Source organism: Streptomyces sp. NPDC085524, from assembly GCF_044541755.1.
Taxonomy (GTDB): Bacteria; Actinomycetota; Actinomycetes; order Streptomycetales; family Streptomycetaceae; genus Streptomyces.
On record NZ_JBITTH010000009.1, the window covers coordinates 148,954 to 170,279 of the forward strand.

Consider the following 21,326-nt stretch of genomic DNA (forward strand, 5'->3'; position numbering starts at 1 on the left):
CCGGCCCGGGTCCTCCTCAGGATCTTGCGGGGGCCCGCGATCCCCGGCACCGCCAGTCCGCTCCACCACCCCATCCACGAGAGGAGGGCGGATGGCATCCCCGTCCACCCCGCGGCCCACGGACTCCGGCGACCCGCGGCCGGTCCTGGAGGCCCAGGGCATCCGCAAGCAGTTCCCGGGCGTGCTCGCCCTCGACGGAGTCGCCCTGCGGCTCTTCCCCGGTGAGGTGCACGCCCTGATGGGCGAGAACGGCGCCGGGAAGTCCACCTTGATCAAGGTGCTCACCGGTGTCCACCCCGCCGACGGCGGCACCATCCTCGTCGACGGCCGGCCCCACGCGTTCGCGGACCCCCTCCAGGCGCAGCGGGCCGGAATCAGCACCGTCTACCAGGAGGTCAATCTCTGCCCGAACATCTCGGTCGCCGAGAACATCCTCATCGGGCGCGAACCGCGCCGGTTCGGTCTCATCCACTGGTCCGCGCTGCGGCAGCGGGCGACTGAGCTGCTGACGGAACTGGACCTCGACCTGGACGTCACCGGTCTGCTCGGTTCGCACTCCCTGGCCGTTCAGCAACTGGTCGCCATCGTCCGGGCGGTGGACGTCTCGGCGAAGGTGCTGGTGCTGGACGAACCCACCTCCAGCCTGGACCGCGAGGAGGTCGCCCAGCTCTTCACGCTGGTGCGGCGCCTGCGTGACCGCGGTGTGGCCATCCTGTTCGTCACGCACTTCCTCGACCAGGTATTCGATGTCTGCGACCGCGTCACCATCCTGCGCAACGGCCGGCTGGAAGGCGAGTACCCCATCGGCGAACTCACTCCGGTGACGCTGGTACAGCGAATGATCGGCGGAGAGCTGGCCACCCTCGACCAGTTGTCCGACCGTGCGCGCGAGGAAGCGGCCGAACGGGCGGCCAGTGAGCCGTTCCTCCAGGCGCGACGACTGACCCGCGCGGGCTCGATCGAACCGTACGACCTCGACATCCATGCCGGTGAGGTCATCGGACTGGCCGGCCTCCTGGGCTCGGGCCGCACCGAGGTGGCGCGCCTCCTGTTCGGAGCGGACGGCGCGGACTCCGGAGAAGTGAGCATCGAGGGCAGGACGGTACTCCTGCGCACCCCGCGCCACGCCATCGCCCGGGGCATCGCGTTCTGCTCCGAGAACCGCAAGTCCGAGGGACTGGTGGGAGACCTCACGGTCCGCGAGAACATCGTCCTCGCCCTGCAGGCCGCCCGCGGCTGGACCAGGCCGCTGACCCGGGCGAAACAGGACGAACTGGCACGGCACTGGATCGGAACCCTGGACATCCGCCCCGCCGACCCCGAAGCGCAGGTGCGCCACCTCAGCGGAGGCAACCAGCAGAAGGTCCTCCTCGCGCGGTGGCTGCTGACCGCACCCCGGCTCCTGATCCTCGACGAACCCACCCGGGGCATCGACATCGGGGCCAAGGCGGAGATCCAGAAACTCGTGGCCCGTCAGGCGGGCGACGGCACCGCCGTGCTGTTCATCTCGGCGGAAATCGAAGAGGTCCTGCGCCTGAGCCACCGCATCGCCGTGCTCCGCGACCACCGGATGGTGGCCACCCTCACGAACGACGACACCGTCACGCCCGAACGCATCCTCACGACCATCGCCACCGGAACGGACTCATGACCACCCAGCCTGCCCAGCCCAAGGCGGTCGGCGGAGCCGGGAGACGCCTGGCGGGCCACCGCCTGCTGTGGCCCACGCTCATCCTGCTCGCGCTGCTCCTCGGCAACCTCGCGTTCCACCACGACTTCCTCACCGTCCGCGTACGCGACGGCCACCTCTACGGCAGCCTGATCGACATCCTCCAGTTCGGCGCGCCCCTCACCCTCGTGGCGCTCGGCATGACCCTCGTCATCGCCACCCGGGGCATCGACCTCTCCGTGGGTTCGACCGTCGCCATCGCCGGCGCCCTCGCCTGCGGGCACATCTCCACCGCCGAACGTCCCGGCAGCGTCGCCACCGTGCTCGCAGCGGTCGCCCTCGCGCTCGGCGTCGCCCTCGTACTGGGCCTCGCCAACGGGTTCCTGGTGTCCGGGCTGGGGGTGCAGCCCATCGTGGCCACCCTGATCCTCATGGTCGCGGGCCGCGGCGTCGCCCAGCTGATCACCGGCGGCCAGATCATCACGGTGACCAGCGCCCCCTACAAGATGATCGGCGGCGGCTACTGGCTGACCTTCCCGTTCGCCGTCCTCCTGGCCGCCGCCCTCGTCGCGCTCACCGGTTTCGTCACCCGTCGCAGCGCACTCGGCATGCTGATCGAGTCCGTGGGCGGCAACCCCGCCGCCAGCCGCCTGGTCGGCATCCGCGCGGGCGGTCTGCTCGCCCTGGTCTACGTCTTCAGCGCGCTGTGCGCCGCGGTCGCCGGGCTGATGATCAGCTCCAACGTCTCCAGCGCCGACGGCAACAACGCCGGCCTGTGGATCGAACTCGACGCGATCCTCGCCGTGGTCGTCGGCGGCACGGCCCTGACCGGAGGACGCTTCTCCCTCGGCGGCACCGTCCTGGGCGCCCTGATCATCCAGACCCTGTCCACCACCGTCTACACCCTCGGCGTCCCACCCGAGACCACCCTCGTCTTCAAGGCCTTCGTGGTCATCGTCGTCTGCCTCGTCCAGTCCCCGGTCTTCCGGGCCAAGGTCCTGCGCCGCCGCAGGGCGACCACACCCCGATCCCACACCACGCCGGGCGCCGCCCCGCAGGAGCAGGAGGTACGCGCATGAGCACCGGCATCGCGAGCGCCGCCGCTGCGCTCACCCGCCCCCTCGCCACCGTGTCCCCGCGCACCCGCACCCGTATCCCACTGATCGTCACGGCCGTCCTGCTGGTCGTCATGTTCAGCGTCGGGTCGGTGCGCTACGAGGGCTTCCTCTCCGCGCAAGTCGTGCTCAACCTGCTGATCGACAACGGATTCCTCCTCGTCGTCGCGGTCGGGGCGACCTTCGTCATCCTCACCGGCGGCATCGATCTGTCCGTCGGCTCCATGGTGGCCCTGTCGACCACGCTCACCGCCTGGCTGGTCGAGTCGCACGGCTGGCCCCTGGCCGCCGTCATCCCGCTGGTCCTGCTGGTCGGCGCCGCGAGCGGGACGTTCATGGGCTGGATCATCCACACCTTCGAGATCCAGCCGTTCATCGTCACCCTGGCCGGCATGTTCCTCGCCCGCGGGCTCTGCTACACCATCAGCACCGAGTCCATCACGATCAGCGACCCCACCACGGCGGCAATCGCGCAGACCCGGCTGTACGGCCCGGGAGGACTGTTCGTCTCGATCCCGGTGGTCATCGCCCTGGCCGTGCTGCTGGCCGCCTTCGTCGTACTGCACCACACGGGCTTCGGCCGCAGCGTGTACGCGCTGGGCGGCAACGAGGCCTCCGCACGCCTGATGGGTCTTCCCGTGGGCTCCACCAAGATCGCCGTATACGCCGTCAGCGGTCTGTGCTCCGCACTCGGCGGCCTGCTGCTGACCTTCTACATGCTCTCCGGCTACGCCCTCCACGCCATGGGCATGGAACTCGACGCGATCGCCGCCACCGTGATCGGCGGCACGCTGCTGACCGGAGGTTCCGGCTTCGTCCTGGGCACCGCCCTCGGCGTGCTCGTCCTCGGCATGATCCAGACGGTCGTGAACTTCCAGGGCACGCTCAGCTCCTGGTGGACCCGGATCGTCATCGGCGCCCTGCTGCTCGTGTTCATCGTGCTGCAGCGTCTGATGAGCGGCCGGCGCCCCGCCGCCGACTGAGTCCGGCTCCGCAGCCCGTCAGCCCGTTCCACCGCGCTCGCATGCTGCCCGCACGGCTTGCTCGCCACCCAGGAGACCGGGCACACGCTGCACGGCGGTCCCGACGGGGTCGACCAGCGCCTGTGGCGGTGCGAACCCTTCCACTCCGTGCACCGCACGGGTGTCAGCCTGTTCCTACGCAGCCCCGACGGTGACCGGCTACGCGGGGGTCGTGCTGGAAACCCGGCACGTCGCGGACTCGCCGGGCCGCCCCGACTGCCCGACGGTCCTCCTGCGCCCGGGCGAGCTGTACCGGTCGACGACGATCCACAGCTGTATCCGTCGGGTGTGGCGGTTCGTGATCGTCTCAAGGAGCTCACGCCGGGGGATGAGGAGGTGTTGCGTCTGGTCGGCGCACACATGAGTGCGCTGGCTTCCCGTGATCTGAAGGCGCGCTGTGCTGATGGTCTGGAGCATTCCGCCCAGTCGTGGGCGATGCGTAAGCGGGAGCTGACGTCGGTGTCGTCGTCGCGGTGGGCAGGTGCGGTCACGAAGGCGACGCACGATCAATGGGCGCTCGCCCGTCGTGGCCAGGCCGCGCACATCCAGAGTCTGGAAGCCGGGGTCAAGACCGTCGAGTACCGGTTGTCCCTGCCGGTCGGGACGAAGGGCAGCAAACGCGGCCCCGGTGGTTACCGGTCGAGGGCTGAGTGGTTCGCGAAGTCGCGTCGTCTGTGTGTCCTGGAGGACCGGCTTGCCGCTGTACGCGGCGACCGTGAGGCCGGTCGGGTGGGGTCGTGCGGGGCGGCAAACGCCTGCTGAACACCCGCCACAACCTCACCGAGGCCCAGTTGACCGAGGCGGAGTGGCGTGAGAGGTGGGAGGCGGAGCGCTGGTTCCTGACCGCTGGCGGCGAATCCGGGAAGCGTTGGGGGAAGAGGTGTGGTCGGTGTGGACATGAACGCCGACCACCTCGCCGCCTGGCAGCTCGATGCCCATGGCAACCCCATGGGCGATCCCTGGCGCTTCTTCTACGACCTTTCCGGCACCGCGCCACACCGCGACGCCCAGGTACGCCATGCCCTTACCCGGCTGGTCAACTGGGCCCGGCGCGTGGGTGTGACGGCGGTCGCGATCGAGGACCTGGACTTCACGGCGGAGAAGACCCGCGAGAAGCACGGCCGCAAGCGCCGGTTCCGGCAGCTGATCTCCGGGATGCCCACCGGCAGACTCCGCGCCCGGATCGTCTCCATGGCGGCCGAAGCCGGACTCGCGATCGTTGCGGTCGACCCGGCGTACACCAGTGTGTGGGGTGCGCAGCACTGGCAGAAGCCCCTCACCAGCCAGACCAGGAAGATCAGCCGTCACGACGCCGCGAGCATCGCGATCGGCAGGCGCGCCCCGGGACACTCGATCCGGCGACGGACGGCACCGCCCCGCGACGACCAGAGTGATCGTCGCGGGCATCGGACCGCCCAGGCCCGACCGAGTAACCCAGGACGTGAGGAAACCCGCCCCCGCATCCCCGGACCACGCACACGATGCGCGCCGCCCGGACGCGGAGCGAAAGCGGGCGACCAGCGTGCCCAATACCGTTCGGGACACGCGGCTGAGTATGGGTCCTGGCAACAGGACTCACTACCGCTCAGTCTCTAGGAACGGTCATTCGCCGGGTGGAGCGATCCTGCGGGCCGTACTGGCGCGCACGATGAGCTCGGGCGCCACCACCAGGTGCGTCGACTCGTCGGTCCGGCCTTCGATGTGGTCCAGGAGCAAGCCGATGCTGTCGCGGCCGAGCGAGGCGAAGTCCTGACGGATCGTCGTCAGCGGGGGTGGGAAGAACTCCGCCTCGGGGATGTCGTCGAAGCCGGCCACCGCCACGTCCTCCGGTGTGCGCAGGCCCGCTTCCCGCAAGGCCCTCAGGACACCGAGGGCCATCTGGTCGTTGGCGACGAACACCGCGGTGAGGCCCGCTTCCTGCCCTCGTGCCGCCCGTACCCGACCCGCGAGCTGCTGACCGGCCTGGTACCCCGACAGCGGACTCCAGTCGCCGCGCAGCAGGGGCGGCACCTCGGCGCCGGCATCGCGCAGCGCCTCCTCCCACCCCTGCGTGCGGGCCTCGCTCTCGAGCCAGTCGGGAGGGCCTGCGACATGCCACACGGTGGAGTGGCCCGAGGCGAGGAGGTGTTCCGTGATCAGGCGGGCACCGAGGTTCTGGTCCAGCGACACCCCCGGCAGGTCCAGGGTGTGGCCGCCTTCCACGGTGACCACCGGGCAGGGTGCTTCCAATGCCGCCAGGGCTCTGACAGCGGCGCGCTGGGGAGTGACGGCGACGATCCCCTCCACGCCCCACCCGGCGAGGTGCTGCATGGCCTCGGCGAGGGCCGTCTGCGTGGCCGTCCGAAGCGTGACGGCGGAGGTCAGGTAGCCCCGGTCCCGAGCCGCCTCCTGAACTCCCGCCACGGTGCTGGCGGGCCCGTGCAGAGTGGTGTTCACCGCGATGACGCCCAGTGTGTGGGTCCGGCGCGTGGCCAGAGCACGGGCCGCCGAGTTGCGGCGGTACCCCAGCTGCTCGATGACCTGCGTCACCGCGGCCCGGGTCTTGGCGCTCACGTTCGGGTGGTCGCTGAGCACCCGTGAAACGGTCTGATGGGACACACCGGCGACGCGCGCGACGTCCGTCATCGTGGGCGCGCGCGAGACGTCTGGGAGCTGGGTCAACTCTCTTCCTTTCCTCATCGAGCGGCCTTCCTTGAAGGTATCGAACCCGCCCCGGCCCGCCACGTCTCGGACCGACCGGGAGATTGTCGACGAGCCATCGATGTTGGCGTTCACATTATGCAGCGTTGCCAGCAGGATGTGGGCAGGAATCCTCTCGCATGTCTTGAGATTGAAGGGTGTTAGCGCTCACAATTTGACGGGGCTGCCGTGATGGCGCAACCGCGATGCCTGGTGTGCGGCCCCCGATCGGTCCAGCCCACTCGTGGGCGACCGCGGGGCCTGCCGGACGCCGGTCCCGGGAAACCGCCGCCCATGTCGAAGAGACGGTGAGAGTGTAGTGAGCGAGACGAGCCTCAAGGACCTCCGTCGCGAGGTGCTCGCGGCCAACCTGCGTATCCCGGAGGCCGGGCTGGCCACCCTCACCTGGGGAAACGTCAGCGGAGTGGATCGAGGCGCCGGCGTCTTCGTCATCAAGCCGTCCGGGGTCTCCTACGCCGACCTCACCGAGGAGGACCTGGTGGTGGTGGCGCTGGAGGACGGGCGGGTCGTCGACGGGCACCTCAGGCCGTCCACCGACACCGAAACCCATCGGTGCCTCTACCGGGCCTTCCCCTCCATCGGTGGTGTCACCCACACGCACTCGGCGCATGCGGTCGCCTTCGCCCAGGCGCGCCGCCCGATCCCGGTCCTCGGCACGACCCACGCCGACACCTTCAACGGGCCCGTCCCCGTGACGGCGGACCTCACCGCCGAGCAGTGCGCGCAGGACTACGAGTACAACACCGGACAGGTGATCGTCGCCCGGCTGGACGGCGACCCCCGTCGGGCCGACGAGGTCCCCGGAGCGCTCGTCTCACGACACGGCCCCTTCACCTGGGGCGCCACCGCGAAGGCTGCGCTGGAGAACGCCATCGTCTGCGAGGCCGTGGCGGAGATGGCGCTGCACACGCTGGCCCTGGGGTCCCGCCTCGGGAGCACCTCCGAGCCGCCGAAGCACCTGCTGGAGCGGCACTTCACACGCAAGCACGGACCGGACGCCTATTACGGCAACGTCCCTCACGCCCCGGGCACCTGAGGCCGCGCCGCCCCGGGACGACACGCGAGTCGTACCGGGGCGGCGCCCAGGGGATCTCCACGGTGGGGGCCGGACGGTGAAGGCGGGTCGGCCGGGGCTCACCGCCACCACGGCGGCGGCCCGGGACCACCGGCGATGGCCCGGGACCGCACCGTGGTCCTTCAGTGGTTCAGGTGCGGGTCCAGCGCTGGTTACTGCCGTTCGAGCAGGAGTAGAGCTGGATCATGGTGCCGTTGGCGGTGCCGTTGCCGGTCGCGTCGAGGCAGAGGCCGGACTGGACCCCGACGACGGATCCGTCGGAGTTGAGGCGCCATTTCTGGTTGTCGCCGCCCCAGCAGCTGTAGATCTGGACTTTGGCGCCGTTGCCGGCGCCGGCGGCGTCCAGGCACTTGTTGCCGTAGACCCTGAGCTCGCCTCCGGCGGTGTACGACCACTGCTGGTTGGCGCGGTTGTTGCAGTCCCACAGGTTGACCTGGGTCCCGTCGGTGGTGACGGCACCGGGTACGTCCAGGCAGCGTCCTGACCCGACGCCCTTGATCTGTCCGGAACCGGGCGAAGGGGTGGGAGTGGGGGTGGAGGAGCCGGCGTTGAGTGCGCCCAGCACGGAGGTGTAGGCGGGCTTCTTGCTGCCGTTGCCGTCGAACAACAGCGGCGATTGCTCCGATCGCCAGGAGTCGGTGTCGCGTACACCCCAGACGGTGATGCCGAGGCAGCGCGGGACGGCCAGGCAGTCGTTGGTCACGTTGGCGTAGGTCGTGGCCGAGGCGCCCTGGATGTCGAGTTCGGTGACGGCCACATCGACGCCGAGGGCGGCGAAGCTCTGCAGGGTGGTGCGGAAGTTGCCGTTGTAGGGGCTGTCGTTGTTGAAGTGCGACTGGAAGCCGACGCAGTCGATCGGCACGCCGCGCTGCTTGAAGTCGCGGACCATGGCGTACACGGCCTGGGTCTTGGCCCAGGTCCAGTTCTCTACGTTGTAGTCGTTGTAGCAGAGCTTGGCGGCCGGGTCGGCGGCGCGTGCGGTGCGGAAGGCGACCTCGATCCAGTCATTGCCGGTGCGCTGCAGGTTGGAGTCGCGCCGGGCTCCCGAACTGCCGTCGGCGAAGGCCTCGTTCACCACGTCCCATTGGGCGATCTTGCCTTTGTAGTGGGCCATGACGCCGTTGATGTGGTTGGTCATCGCCTGGCGCAACGCGCTGCCGCCGAGGTTCTGCATCCAGCCGGGCTGCTGGGAGTGCCAGGCCAGGGTGTGGCCGCGTACCTGCTTGCCGTTCTGCACCGCCCAGTTGTAGACGCGGTCACCGGCGGCGAAATTGAACTGGCCCTGTTGGGGCTCGGTGGCGTCGATCTTCATCTCGTTCTCGGGCGTCACCGAGTTGAACTCGCGGCCCGCGATCGTCGTGTACGCCGAGTCGCCCAGCCTTCCCGAGGCGATGGCCGTGCCGAAGTAGCGGCCGCTCTGTGCCGCCGCGCCACCGAGCGTGCTCTCGGCGGCGTGTGAGGTCAGTGGCGCCACCAGCGCGGCAGCCGAACCGAGGACGCCGACGACCAGGGCCGTACGCAGACCGCCGGTCTTCCGGCGGACGGTGGATGGGGGAATGGCATGTGAGCCCATGAAAGAGCCTCCAGGACAGAAAGAAGAAAGGATGGGAGCGCGGCAGAGTGCATCCGCGTGAATGACGCGCGTCCAGCGAAAAAGGTGACGCTCACCACCGGGACGGAGAAATCGAGGGCCGGTACCCTGGCGCCCGGACACGGAAAGGCGGACCACCCCGGGCCTCAGTCTGGAAACCCTGCCGAAACAAGTCAAGAGTTTCGAAAGGGTTTCGAGAATGCGCGCCTCTCTTGTCGGCTCAATTTCCGCTTTCCAATGAGTCATCGCCATCGAAAACATTTCGATGGCGATGACTCATCGATCATCCGCGATTTCCTGGCAGCCCGTTGAACTCCAGTGCGGGATCGGCGTTCCGGACGAGGGACGTGGCCTGTTCCGGCCACCACACCCCGGCCGCGGGATCGACGATGCCGTACTCCGGGTCGATGGTGCCGCCCGGGATGCCGCGGTTGCACTGGCCGTCGGACTGGCCGACGGTCTTGATCCACAGATAGGCGTCGACGAGCGCGATACGGGTGTTCGCGGTCGGACGCGCGCCGATGCCGCGACCGGGAGCGTTGCACCAGGTCTGCGGGTCGCCGGTGTACTTGCCCGCGGGCGGGGTCCAGGCGCCCCGGCCGTTGCGGCTGGTGTCGACGACGAGGTGGGTGAGCTCCTGCGCGGGCGGGGCGCCGACGTTCTGCTGGAACCACAGGTCGGTCCAATGCCACGTGGACGGATCGTCCACGTTCACGGAGTTCCCCGGCTGCCCGTCGTTCGGTGCTGAAGGGGAGTAGTACTGGCTCGCGCACCACTCGGGGTGCCCCTCGGCCCGGTCCGGGCCCTTGGTGGCGAACCAGAGGCACTGGGAGACCCAGGTGCCGTAACGGGTGGACAAGTCCGTGGCCAGATGGTTGGAGACGTTCAGCGAGAAGCCCTGGGCGCGGGCGACACCGGCCTGGAGGAGGCGTTGTGCGATGTCGCCGACGCTGCGCCAGTGGCTGTTGCCGGCGTCCAGGTAGACGACGCTGTTCGGCTGCCGCTCCAGGACGTCGATCGCATGGTTGAGGTCGGCGAAGCGTCCGGTGGTGATCGCGCCGGTGGGGTCGCTGCCGGGACCGCAGTCGGAGGGGAGGTTGGCCAGCCCGTCCGGTTCGAGGACGACGACGGCCTTGCTGCGGCCGAGCCCCCGGGCGAAGGCGCTGATCCAGGCCTGGTACTCGGCGTCCGACTGGGCACCGCCGGAGGAGTACTGGGAGCAGTCGCGCAGCGGGATGTTGTAGGCCACCAGGACGGGCACCGTCAGGGTTCGCTCGGCGCGGCGTACCAGGTCGCGTACGCGGGACTCGACCTGCTGCGGGGTGCCGTCGGTGAACCAGGCGGCCTCCGGCCAACTGGCCAGCTTCGCCATGGAAGCGGCGCCGTCGAAGTCCCCGTGGAGCAGATCGGTGACGGCCTGGTGGGCCGCGTCACCGTCGGGATCGACGTAGAAGCGGGTGTTCGCGGGAAGCGTGTGGGAGGCCGGCACGGAGCTCGCCTCGGCAGGGGCCGGGGCGACGGCGCCGAGGAGCAGCGTGAGTGCGCTCGCTGCCAGGAGCAATCGGTGCAGGGGTCTGCGCACGGGTTTCCTCCGGTAGGGGTTCGGCCTGCGGCGAGCGGGGAGGGGTCAGTAGCCGTAGATCATCTTGTAGGCGACCTCCGGCAGGAACTGCCCGGCCGAGGAACCGGCCCCGACACCGCAGTTGCCGTCGGACTCGCCGGGGAGCTTGATCCACAGCAGCATCTCGGCGCCGCCTGCGCCGCGCCGGCTCGGAGTACCGATCCGGCGGCCCGCGGGGTTGCACCACTGGCCGTCGGAGCCGTTGCCGTTGCGGCTGGTGTCGACGACGAACGGCTTGGTGTAGCCGTAGGAGCCCAGGGCGGAGTTGACCGCGTTGCCGTAGGACGTGTTCTGGTCGGTGGTGAAGTAGTTGGAGACGTTCAGCACGAAGCCGCGAGCCCCGCCGACACCGGCGGCGGCGAGCTGCCGCGCCATGGTCGGGGCGTCGATCCAGCCGGGGTTCCCGGCGTCGAGGTAGACCCAGGTATGGGGTGCCTTGGCCTTGAACTGGGCGACGGCGTTCTTCAGCATGGCGTTGCGCTCGGCGATCTGATCGGCCGTCATGCAGCTCTCGTGGCCGAGCGCGTCGGGTTCGAGGACGACGACGGACGGGCGGTTGCCGATGCCACTGGCGAAGGCGGCGATCCAGGCGTCGTACGCGGCGCGGCTCCCGGCGCCGCCGCCGGAGTGACCGGCGCAGATGTCCCGGTTGGGGATGTTGTACGCGACCAGGATCGGCAGCTTGTCGTAGGAGTCCGCGCGGCCGACGTAGGCGCCGGCGGCCGTGCCGATGTCGCCGCTCCAGTTGCCGAACCAGCGGGCCGCCGGGGTGTGGGCGATGGACGTCCGGATCGCCGGCGCCCGCCCGTCGCCGGGGTTCGCGTCGGCCCACCGCAGGGCGGAGTTGTCGGGGTCGGCGTAGAAGCCGCTGGTCATGGTGGTCGGGTCGGCGGCGTACGCCGGGCCGGCCTCGATCAGGGCGGAACCGGTGGTGAGGACACCGGCCAGCAGGGCCGATGCGGCTCGGACGGACTTGCGCATGATGCTTCCTCCGGGAGGTGGGGAAGGTGTGGAAGCGCTTCCAGTTTTCGGGACGGGTCGGACCGCGCTGATGGGATGATTGGGTTCGCCGCCAGGGCGTGTCAAGAGGTTGAACGCGAAACTGCCGCCGTCGCCGTCATGGCGTGATTGGTTGGAAGCGCTACCGAATCGAGACCGAGTGTGCGACCCGTACGCAGGTCCGAACTCGGTGTCGTGCGTGGAATCATGGCCGCTGTTCGCCGTCCGCGTGAGCACGAGGAGCAGTTCTCCCATGGAACCGTCACCCAAGCGCATGCCGACTCTCGACGAGGTGGCCGCACGAGCCGGTGTCTCGCGCACGGCGGCCTCCCGTGTGATCAACAATGCCCCGCACGTGAGCCGCGCCAAGCGGGAGGCGGTCCAACGGGCGGTGCGCGAGCTGGGTTTCGTGCCCAATCCGACCGCGCAGGCCCTGGCGACCCGCAAGGTCGGAGCGGTGGTGCTGGCCGTCTCCAGCGACGAGCCGGCCCTGTTCGCCGACCCGTTCTTCGCGGAGGTCGTCGTCGGCGTCAGCGCGGCGCTGGAGCAGACCGAACTCGAACTGGTCCTGGTGCTGGCCAACACCCCTCGCGGACGGGAGAGGTTCGAGCGGTTGCTGCGCTCCCGCCGGGCCGACGGCGTCATGCTGATGGCGCTGCGCGGCGACGATCCCCTGGGACGCCTGTGCGACGAGGTCGATCTCCCCGTGGTCTTCGGCGGACTTCCGCTCGCCGGGGAGCCCACATGGTACGTGGACGCCGACAACCGGGGCGGTGCCCGGCTGGCCGCCGAGCACTTCGCGCGTACGGGCCGCCGACGGCCCGTCATGATCACCGGGCAGGTGGATGCCAGGGCCTCCGTCGCGCGGGAACAGGGGTTCACCGACGGTCTGACCCTGTCCGGTCTGCCGCTGCTCGGGGTCGAGCCCGGACAGTTCACCGAGGACGGCGGCGCCGGGGCGATGGAGCGACTGCTCCGGGCGCACCCCGACCCCGACGCGGTGTTCGCGGCCTCCGACGCGATGGCCATCGGCGCCCTGCGCACCCTGCGGGAACGGGGGCTCCGGGTGCCCGAGGACGTCGCGGTGATCGGCTTCGACGACCTGGCGAGCGCCCGGCACACCAGCCCGCCGCTGACCACGGTCCATCAGCCGGTACGGGCCCTGGGGCAGGAGATGGCCAGGATGCTGATCCGTGCCATCGAAGGACACCGCCCCAGCCCGCTGATCCTCCCGACCCGCCTGACCGTCCGCGAGTCCGCCCCCGATCTGCCCGCGCCGGCCTGAACGGCGGGCGGGACCGGGGGTCTGGCCGCCGGCTCACCGACACCGGCGTCCCGGCGGTTCCCGGCGGCTCGCGTACGTGATGCCGAACCACGTGAAGTGCGCTTGGCCGGCGGAGGGGCGGCCGCTGGAGGTGGCGTAGAGGCCGAGCTGGACGCTGGTGAACAGCGGTACGAGGAAGGTGGCTTCGACGGTGGTCAGGTCCTGCCAGGTGCCGCCGGGTGCCGCGTGGGCGAAGGTGTGGCTGAAGCCCCGGATGCGGACCCCCAGGCGAACGGGGCCCGGGGGGACGGGAGTGCGGGCGAGGACCTCGGGCCCGCGGCGGAGGCTCAGTCCTTCCGTGGTGCGAAGGAAGAGAAGGTGGCTGTCGTCGTCCAGGACCACGGCGAGGCCCGCCTGTTCGCCCGGTGCGGCGGGGGTGAAGTGCAGTTCGGTGGAGACGTCGCAGTCGGGCTGTTCCTGGGGGCGGGCCAGGAGGGACGGGGTGGTGCGCTCGCCGAGGCGTTCGGGGCGGAGCCGGAGGCGGAGTCCGTCGCCGGTGGTCCAGAACCGCACGGGTGGGGTGCGCAGGGTGCTCCAGTCGGCGGAGAGGGTGGCGAAGTCGTCGTGGAGCGGGTGGCGGAGGTCGGTGTGGACGACGGGGGAGAAGACCGGCCAGCCCTCCTCCCAGGTGATCCGGCTGAGGAAGGTCTCGCGGCCGAGGGCGGAGCCCGGGCGGACGCCCAGGAGGACGGCCCGCCATTCGCCGTACGGGGTCTGGACGAGGTCGGCGTGACCGGTACAGGTGACGGGGCCCTCGGCGGGTGGTAGCACCGGGTTGCCGGGGGCTCCCTCGTACGGGCCGGTCACGTGGTCGGCGCGGGCGGCCACCACGCTGTGGTCCACATCGGTGCCGCCCTCGGCGGTGAGCAGGAGATAGGTGCCGTCGATCTTGTAGAGGTGCGGGGCTTCCGACCATCGCGCGCCGGGGTGGCTCCCCGACCACAGGACGTGCTCCGGTCCCGTGAGCCGTCGTTCGCGGGGAAGGTATTCGCGCATCCAGATCTCGGTGCGGCCGGCGCCCTCGTCCACCACGCGCGCGGCGGTGAACCAGGCCCGGCCGTCGCCGTCGCCGTCGCCGCCGTTGCCGTCCGGCCCGTCGTCGAAGAACAGCGACGGGTCGAAGCCCTCGCCGTCCAGCCACTGCGGCTCCGACCACGGCCCCGCCGGATCGGTCGCCGTGACGACGAAATGGCCGGGGCCGTCCATCAGGGTGCAGACGAGATGGAAGACCCCGGCGTGGTGCCGGATCGTCGGTGCGAACAGACCCCGTGAGGGCTCGCACCCGTCGAGGTCGAGCTGGGACTCCCGGTCGAGGGCGGAGCCGATGCGCCGCCAGTTCACGAGATCGCGGCTGTGGAACACGGGAAGGCCCGGGAACCATTCGAAGCTGGACGTCACCAGGTAGTAGTCCGCTCCCACTCGACAGACGGACGGGTCGGGCCGGAACCCGGGCAGCACGGGATCACCGGAGACGGGATCATCGAACAACGTGGTCATGGAACCGGGACGATCTCGGCCGGGACGGACAGCACCCGGTCGGCCCCGGGGTGACGTACCGGGCCCTCCAGAGTGAAGGAGCCCTGCAGTGGAAGATCGCTGCTGGACCGTCCGACGGCCACGCCGATCTCGCCGGGCTCCACTCTCCTGCGCAGGTCGAGCCCCGTGAAGGAGGTCCGGTCGGCATGGACGGAGAAAGTGATCCGGGCGGCCCCGCCGGGCTGCAGTCCGACCCTGGCGAATCCCGCGAGCCACCGCTGCGGCCGGACGACGGACGCCACGGGGTCGGTGAGGTACAGCTGGACCACCTCGGTCCCGGCCACCCCGCCGACGTTGCGTACGGTGACCGAAACGGCGACGGTCCCGTCCGTCGCGGCGACGGGATCCACCGAGAGCTCCGAGCAGGTGAAGCTGGTCCAGCTCAGCCCGTGGCCGAAGGGGAACAGCGGGGTCGGGTCCACCGAGCTCCAGTCGGTGTGCCCGCCGAGCCTGGCGTGCAGGTAGGTGCCGGGCTGCCCGCCGACCTGGCGGGGGATGGAGACGGGCAGCCGACCGGACGGTTCCGCGGCCCCGCTGATGATCCGGGCCAGCGCCGTCCCGCCCTCCTCGCCGGGGAAGAAGACCTGTACCACGGCCGATGCGCGCTCGGCCAGCGTGCCGAGCGCGTAGGGCCGTCCGGAGACGAGGACCAGGACGGTCGGCACCCCCGAGTCCAGGACGGCGCAGGCGAGTGCGGCCTGGTCGCCGGGCAGGTCGAGGGTCTCGGCGTCGCAGCCCTCCCCGGAGGTGCCCCGGCCGAACATGCCGGCCCGGTCCCCGAGCACCAGCACGTTCACGTCCGGCTCGTCCTCGGTGACCGTGAACCCGGCAGCGGTGAGCGCCTCGCCGAGCGTCGGGATCTCCAGCCCGAGGTCGCCGGGCAGCGCGACGTGGTTGGGGAAGGAATAGCAGCCGAGGAAGGACCGGGGGTCGTCGGCGTACGGCCCGCTGACCGCGACACGGCACGGCCGCAGCGGCAGGGTGCCGTCGTTGGCGAGCAGCACGGTGGACCGTTCGGCCAGGAGCCTGGCCAGTGCCCGGTTCTCCGGCGGGTCGAGGTCGACCGGCTCGGGCTTGAGGGGTTCCCAGTCGGGGTCGAGCAGGCCGAGTTCGGCCTTCTGCAGCAGGACCCGTGCCGCGGCCCGGTCGATGAGCTCCTCGGACAGGCTTCCCGACCGCACCAGTTCGGTGAGCGGCTCGCCGTAGCAGCGGGCCGTGGGCAGCTCGACATCGATTCCGGCGGTCAGCGCCAGGGCGCCGGCCGCGCCGCGCGATCCGGTGACCCCGTGCCGGGTCTCCAGGAAGGAGACGGCGTAGTAGTCGGCGACGACCACACCGGTGAAACCGAGCTCACCTCTGAGCAGCTCGGTCAGCAGCCGTTCGTCGGCTGCCACCGGGACGCCGTCCACGTCGGTGTAACTGTTCATCACCGACCGGGCGCCTCCCTCGCGCAGTGCCCGTACGAAAGGCTCGACCAGCACGTCCATGAATTCGCGCGGCCCCGAGGAGACGGGGGCCATGTTCCGGCCGCCGCGCGAGGCCGAGTACCCGGCGAAGTGCTTGAGGGTCGCCACGATCCCGGCGCCCTCCAAGCCCTGCACGTAGGCCGTGCCGATCGCTCCGACGAGGTAGGGATCCTCGCCGATGCATTCCTCGGTCCTGCCCCACCGGTAGTCGCGGACGACGTCGAGCACCGGAGCCAGCCCTTGGTGGACGCCGACCCGCCGCATCCCCGCGCCGATGGCGGCGGCCATCTCGCGCACGAGCCCGGGATCGAAGGACGCGCCCCAGGCCGGCGGCCCGGGGAAGACCGTCGCCCCCGACGTCATGAACCCGGTCAGGCACTCCTCGTGAGCGACCGCCGGGATCCCGAACCGGCCGGATCCGGTCACCTGCCGCTGGAGCGAGGCGAGCCGCTCCATCCCGGCTTCGGCGGTGATCGGCGCCGTGCCGAACACCCGGGTGAGCTGGCCGAGCCCGTGGGCGACGATGTCGTCGAGGCCGGGCGCGGACTCCCCGGAATCGTCCTCCATCGGCGCGACCGGTGTCCCCGGATCCGAGGGCAGCGCCCAGAAGCCGGCGAGCTGGCCCGCCTTCTCCTCCAGCGTCATCCGTTCCAGCAGATCGGCGACTCGCACGGACACGGGCAGGAGGGGGTCACGCCAGGGCTCGGTCAAGGAGTTCTCCCTAGATCGCGGGGCGGGGCGGTGGAGAGCCGGACCTTGAGCTCGGTCGAGAGCTCCATCCGGGGGCTGACCAGGGGCTGGCCGTCCAGGAGCTGGAAGAGCGTGCGGGCGGCGAGCCGGCCCATCTCCTCCAGCGGCTGGCGCACGGTCGTCAGCGGCGGTGACAGCCATTCGCACATCGGCAGGTCGTCGAAACCGACCACGCTGAGGTCCTGCGGGATGCTCAGGCCGCCCTGCCGGGCGGCTTCGTAGACGCCCATCGCCTGCTGGTCGCTACCGGCGAAGACGGCGGTCGGCGGCTCGGGGAGGGCGAGCAGTTCACGGGCGTGCTGGAACCCGCCCTCGTGCTGGAAGTCGCCGAACCGGATCAGGTCGCGGTCGACCTCGATCCCGGCCCGCTCCAGCGCGGCCCGGTACCCGTCGATGCGGGCCTGGCTGCAGAGCATCTCCTTGCGCCCGCCGATCGTGGCGATCCGGCGGTGCCCCAGCTCCAGCAGGTGCTCGGTGGCGGCGAGGCCGCCCGCCCAGTTGGTCGCGCCGATGCTCGGCACACCATTGCCCGGGAGGTCGATCGGGTCGATGACGACCAGCGCCACTCCGGCCTGTTCGATCTGGGCGAACTGGGCCTGGGTCACCGAGGCGGTGACGAGGATGACGCCGTCGCTGTGGTGAAGGACCGGCAGCGCGGCCCAGCTCGACGGCGTCGCCTCGCCCGGCGGGACCAGCGACACGACGGTGCCGACGCTCCGCTGGGCGCATTCGGCCTCGACGCCGCGCAGTATCTCCACCGCCCATGCGCTGTCCAGACCGCCGATGATCAGGTCGACCAGGCCCGACCTGCGGGCCCTGCCCTGCCGGCCGGGGTGCAGGTAGTTGTGGGAACGCAGCAGGCTCTCGATCCGTTCGCGTGTCGCGGGTGCGACATCGGAGCGACCGTTGATCACCTTGGACACGGTGGCCTGGGAGACCCCTGCCTCCGCGGCGATGACGGCCAGGGTCGGACGCTGCTCGCTCAACTTCGCTCCTCCGCGCGGACGCCGTGGGATGGCGACACATATCGCAAACTTTCGAAGAGTCTCCGGTTGGCGTGACCTGGTTGTCAAGCCTCCAACAGCGCTGCTGCCAACGGAAATTCGGTGAGAAGGCTTGACCGGTGGGCTCCGCGTTCCTAGTTTGTGGCAGCACGAATTCGAGAATGTTACGAAACATTTTCGAAGTCGAACCGGCATTCCTCACCCCGGAGGTCCCATGGCCAGCACACCACCGAGTCGACGAAGCTTCCTGGCGCTCTCGGGCCTGACCGCTCTGTCCGTCTCGTTGACCGCGGCCTGCGGCGGCGGGAACTCCGGCTCGGGGCCGGAGGCCGATGGCGACGTGACCTTCGCGTGGTGGAACATCGCCACGACGGAACCGGGCAAGTCCCTCTTCCCGCAGATCTCCTCGGCGTTCACGGCCGCCCACCCGAACATCACGATCAAGACGACCTCGTTGGAGAACGACGCGTTCAAGTCCAAGCTCACGGCCACCACTTCGTCGGGCAGACTCCCCGACGTCTTCCAGACCTGGGGCGGCGGCGTTCTGCGGCAGCAGGTCGACGCGGGGCTGGTCGAGGACCTCACCGACGCGTTCGGCTGGGCGTCCGACCTCACCCCGGTCTCGCTGCAGGCCTATCAGTTCGAGGGCCGGACCTACGGGGTGCCCTACGACGTCGGCATGGTCGGCTTCTGGTACAACAGGAAGCTCTTCGCCCAAGCGGGGATCACCACTCCGCCGGCCACCTGGGCCGAGCTCCTCGAAGACGTCAAGAAGCTCAAGGCGGCGGGCATCACTCCGATCGCCCTCGCGGGCAAGGAGAAATGGCCGGGCCACTACTACTGGGCCTACCTCGCGATGCGCGTCGCAGGCCTCCCCGCGATGCAGCAGGCCGCGACCACCAAGGACTTCACCGGCACCGGCTTCGTCCGGGCGGGCACCCACCTCAAGGAACTGGTCGACCTCCAGCCGTTCCAGACGGGTTTCCTCGGCGCCGGCTACTCCACCCCCGGCGGCCAGGCCGCGACCATGGGCAACGGCAAGGCCGCCATGGAGCTGATGGGGCAGTGGGGGCCGTCGGTCCAGAAGGACGCGGGCGCCGACCTCGGAGCGGACCTGGGCTTCTTCCCCTTCCCGACGGTCGACGGCGGCGTCGGCCGGGCCACCGACGTGTTCGGCGGTGGCGGTGGCTTCGCGCTGCGCAAGGGCGCGCCGAAGGAGGCGCTGGAGTTCCTGAAGTTCTTCGTCCTGGAGAACGAGTCCAAGCTGTTGGCCTCCAACGGCTACCTGCCGGTGGTCAAGGGCGCGGAGAGCCAGCTCGCCGACGCCAACAGGAAGGTGGTGGCCGACAGCCTGGTCGAGGCGACGGGCTTCCAGCTCTACCTCGACCAGGCCTACCCGCCGGCGGTCGGCCAGGAAGTCAACGACAGCGTCGCCGACCTCATCGCCGGCAAGAAGACGCCCGAACAGGTCACCAAGTCGATCACCGAGGCTGCGAAGGGTGCCTAGCTCCGTGTCCACGCTGACCGAGGAGCGGACACGGGACGCCCTTCCGGTGGGCCCGCCCGCCCCTGCACGCTCGCTCCTGCGAGGGTTGCACAGCTGGGCGTCGGTCGCCTGGTTCCTCGTCCCGGCTCTGGCCCTCTTCCTCGTCTTCGTCCTCGCCCCGATCGCCGTCGCCGTCTGCACCGGCTTCTTCAAGTGGAGCGGGACCGGCCCGATGGACGACTTCGTGGGCATCGGGAACTACGTCAGGCTGTTGGACGACCAGGTATTCCTCGGCGATCTCGGGCACGGGCTGTACCTGATCGTCCTGTCGGTCACGGTGCAGTTGCCGTTCGCGCTGTTCACCGCCGTCCTGCTCAACCAGAGGCTGCGCGGCCGGGCCGTCTACCGGATGCTGTTCTTCGCGCCGTACATCCTGTCCGAGGTGGTCACGGCGGTCCTCTTCACGATGATCTTCCTTCCCGGTGCCGGCATGGCCGACCACCTCGCCGGTGCCCTCGGCCTGGAGGGCCTGCGGGGGAAGTGGCTCGCCGATCCCTCCACGGTCATGCCGACCCTGTTCGTGGTCATGACCTGGAAGTACTTCGGCTTCCACATGATGCTCTTCCTCGCCGGACTGCAAGGCATCCCGGGCGAGATCCTCGAGGCCGCGTCCATCGACGGCGCCGGCGTCTGGCAGCGCTTCCGGCACGTGACGCTGCCGCTGCTCGGCCCGACGATCCGGATCAGCGCCTTCCTTTCGGTCATCGGGGCCATCCAGCTCTTCGACCTCGTCTGGGTGATGACCGCGGGCGGGCCCAACCACTCCTCCGAGACGATGGCGATCTCGGTGTTCCAGTTCGGGTTCAAGCGCTACCAGGTCGGCTACGCCAGTGCGATCAGCGTGGTGCTGTTCATGATCAGTCTGGTCTTCTCCCTCTTCTACCAGCGCTACGTGCTCCGCCGCGACCTGGTCGGGGCCGTCACCCCGGGAGGTGGCCGATGAACGCCCGCAGGACGGCACGAGGCCTGTCGCTGCACGCCGTGGTCTGGCTGATCGGCGCGTTCGTCGTCGTGCCGCTCGTCTACGCGGTGATCTCCGGGTTCAAGAGCACCGGCGAGCTGACGACCAACCCGTTCGGGCTGCCCGCGCACTGGAAGACCGGCAACTACACCGGCATTCTCGGCGACGGAATGTTCTGGCGGCAGATCGCCAACAGCGCGGGCATCGCGATCGGCACGACGTGCTGCACGGTGGCGGCGTCCGCGATGGCGGCGTTCGCGCTGGCCCGCTACGCCTTCCGGGGCAGGGAGCTGTTCTACGCGCTGTTCACGATCGGGCTCATGTTCCCGTTCGCGGTGGCCGTCCTGCCGTTGTTCCTGCTGCTGCGGACCTTCGGCCTGCTCGACAACCCGCTCGGAGTGATCCTCCCGCAGGCGGCCTTCGGGCTCCCCGTGACGATCATCATTCTGCGGGGCTTCTTCCGGACCATCCCGGCGGAGGTCGAGGAGGCGGCCGTCATGGACGGCTGCGGCAAGTTCCGCTTCTTCTGGACGATCCTGCTGCCGATGGCGCGTCCGGCGCTCGGCACGGTGTCGGTGCTGGCGATCGTCGCGAGCTGGAACAACTTCTTCCTGCCGCTGCTGGTGTTCAACGACCCGAAATGGCAGACGATCCCGGTCGGGGTCCAGCAGTTCCAGGGCCAGTACTCGACCGACTACGCGCTCGTCCTCGCGTACATCGTGCTCGCGATGGTCCCCGCCCTCGCGTTCTACGCCGTCGCCGAGCGGCAGCTGATCGGCGGCCTTACGGCGGGCGCCACCAAGGGCTGACCCGTCCCGCGCGACCTCCACCCCCGAGGAGACGTTGTGAAACGCCTGACCGCACTGACATCCCCATTTTTGTTAGCGCTAACAATACAGGGTGGCCGCCTGATGCGCGGCCGCCTTCACACCCATCCCCTCCCCGAC

Annotated in this window: 15 protein-coding genes and 1 pseudogene; 9 read left to right on the forward strand and 7 right to left on the reverse strand. The window is 70.1% G+C overall.

Annotated features, from left to right (window positions below):
• Nucleotides 1-91: 91 nt before the first annotated feature.
• From ACIGFK_RS16105 to ACIGFK_RS16120, 4 genes and pseudogenes are all read left to right on the forward strand, one after another.
• Nucleotides 92-1,651: a sugar ABC transporter ATP-binding protein gene (locus tag ACIGFK_RS16105; RefSeq protein ID WP_400052202.1), complete on the forward strand. Its 1,560-nt coding sequence runs from the start codon at nt 92-94 to the stop codon at nt 1,649-1,651.
• Nucleotides 1,648-2,748 (forward strand): ABC transporter permease, encoded by a 1,101-nt coding sequence (locus ACIGFK_RS16110; protein ID WP_400052204.1) that lies wholly within the window; start codon nt 1,648-1,650, stop codon nt 2,746-2,748. The genes ACIGFK_RS16105 and ACIGFK_RS16110 overlap by 4 nt, the downstream gene beginning before the upstream one ends.
• Nucleotides 2,745-3,767, forward strand: a complete 1,023-nt coding sequence (gene yjfF / locus ACIGFK_RS16115) for a galactofuranose ABC transporter, permease protein YjfF (RefSeq protein WP_376654837.1) — start codon at nt 2,745-2,747, stop codon at nt 3,765-3,767. Before ACIGFK_RS16110 ends, yjfF begins: the two co-directional genes overlap by 4 nt.
• A gap of 312 nt (nt 3,768-4,079) precedes the next feature.
• Nucleotides 4,080-5,402, forward strand: a pseudogene (locus ACIGFK_RS16120) (IS200/IS605 family accessory protein TnpB-related protein).
• A 6-nt stretch (nt 5,403-5,408) separates the two neighbouring features.
• Here the strand turns inward: ACIGFK_RS16120 and ACIGFK_RS16125 are convergent.
• A complete protein-coding gene (locus ACIGFK_RS16125; RefSeq protein WP_376654836.1) occupies nt 5,409-6,485 on the reverse strand; it encodes a LacI family DNA-binding transcriptional regulator in 1,077 nt (358 codons plus the stop codon).
• 319 nt (nt 6,486-6,804) lie between these two features.
• On the opposite strand from ACIGFK_RS16125, the gene araD reads away from it, so the two are divergent.
• Nucleotides 6,805-7,542 carry an L-ribulose-5-phosphate 4-epimerase AraD gene (gene araD, locus ACIGFK_RS16130; protein WP_376654835.1) on the forward strand — a complete coding sequence of 246 codons (738 nt, stop codon included), beginning with the start codon at nt 6,805-6,807 and terminating at the stop codon, nt 7,540-7,542.
• Nucleotides 7,543-7,711: 169 nt separating this feature from the next.
• Here araD and ACIGFK_RS16135 read toward each other — a convergent pair whose 3' ends face one another.
• The 3 genes from ACIGFK_RS16135 to ACIGFK_RS16145 all read right to left on the reverse strand — a co-directional run bounded on the left by ACIGFK_RS16135 (nt 7,712) and on the right by ACIGFK_RS16145 (nt 11,774).
• Complete coding sequence (locus tag ACIGFK_RS16135) at nt 7,712-9,154, reverse strand: endo-1,4-beta-xylanase (protein WP_400052206.1); 1,443 nt, start codon at nt 9,152-9,154, stop codon at nt 7,712-7,714.
• Nucleotides 9,155-9,455: 301 nt separating this feature from the next.
• Complete coding sequence (locus ACIGFK_RS16140) at nt 9,456-10,754, reverse strand: glycoside hydrolase family 6 protein (RefSeq protein ID WP_400052208.1); 1,299 nt, start codon at nt 10,752-10,754, stop codon at nt 9,456-9,458.
• Between the two features lie 45 nt (nt 10,755-10,799).
• Complete coding sequence (locus tag ACIGFK_RS16145; RefSeq protein WP_400052209.1) at nt 10,800-11,774, reverse strand: glycoside hydrolase family 6 protein; 975 nt, start codon at nt 11,772-11,774, stop codon at nt 10,800-10,802.
• A 271-nt stretch (nt 11,775-12,045) separates the two neighbouring features.
• Between ACIGFK_RS16145 and ACIGFK_RS16150 the strand changes: the two genes are divergently transcribed.
• A complete protein-coding gene (locus ACIGFK_RS16150; protein WP_376654831.1) occupies nt 12,046-13,077 on the forward strand; it encodes a LacI family DNA-binding transcriptional regulator in 1,032 nt (343 codons plus the stop codon).
• A 33-nt stretch (nt 13,078-13,110) separates the two neighbouring features.
• Here the strand turns inward: ACIGFK_RS16150 and ACIGFK_RS16155 are convergent, their stop codons facing one another.
• The 3 genes from ACIGFK_RS16155 to ACIGFK_RS16165 are packed head-to-tail and all read right to left on the reverse strand — an operon-like array spanning nt 13,111 to nt 17,854.
• Nucleotides 13,111-14,613, reverse strand: a complete 1,503-nt coding sequence (locus tag ACIGFK_RS16155; RefSeq protein ID WP_400052211.1) for a family 43 glycosylhydrolase — start codon at nt 14,611-14,613, stop codon at nt 13,111-13,113.
• On the reverse strand, nt 14,610-16,829 hold the full coding sequence (locus ACIGFK_RS16160; protein WP_400052212.1) for a glycoside hydrolase family 3 N-terminal domain-containing protein: 2,220 nt from the start codon (nt 16,827-16,829) through the stop codon (nt 14,610-14,612). Before ACIGFK_RS16160 ends, ACIGFK_RS16155 begins: the two co-directional genes overlap by 4 nt.
• Nucleotides 16,826-17,854 carry a LacI family DNA-binding transcriptional regulator gene (locus ACIGFK_RS16165; protein ID WP_376654828.1) on the reverse strand — a complete coding sequence of 343 codons (1,029 nt, stop codon included), beginning with the start codon at nt 17,852-17,854 and terminating at the stop codon, nt 16,826-16,828. Before ACIGFK_RS16165 ends, ACIGFK_RS16160 begins: the two co-directional genes overlap by 4 nt.
• 232 nt (nt 17,855-18,086) lie before the next feature.
• Here ACIGFK_RS16165 and ACIGFK_RS16170 point away from each other — a divergent pair, with 232 nt between their 5' ends.
• From ACIGFK_RS16170 to ACIGFK_RS16180, 3 genes are read left to right on the forward strand one after another with little or no spacing between them, the layout of a single operon-like run.
• Complete coding sequence (locus tag ACIGFK_RS16170; RefSeq protein ID WP_400052214.1) at nt 18,087-19,379, forward strand: extracellular solute-binding protein; 1,293 nt, start codon at nt 18,087-18,089, stop codon at nt 19,377-19,379.
• Nucleotides 19,372-20,361 carry a carbohydrate ABC transporter permease gene (locus tag ACIGFK_RS16175; protein ID WP_376654826.1) on the forward strand — a complete coding sequence of 330 codons (990 nt, stop codon included), beginning with the start codon at nt 19,372-19,374 and terminating at the stop codon, nt 20,359-20,361. Before ACIGFK_RS16170 ends, ACIGFK_RS16175 begins: the two co-directional genes overlap by 8 nt.
• Nucleotides 20,358-21,188 (forward strand): carbohydrate ABC transporter permease, encoded by an 831-nt coding sequence (locus ACIGFK_RS16180; protein ID WP_400052216.1) that lies wholly within the window; start codon nt 20,358-20,360, stop codon nt 21,186-21,188. Before ACIGFK_RS16175 ends, ACIGFK_RS16180 begins: the two co-directional genes overlap by 4 nt.
• The last annotated feature ends 138 nt before the right edge of the window (nt 21,189-21,326 follow it).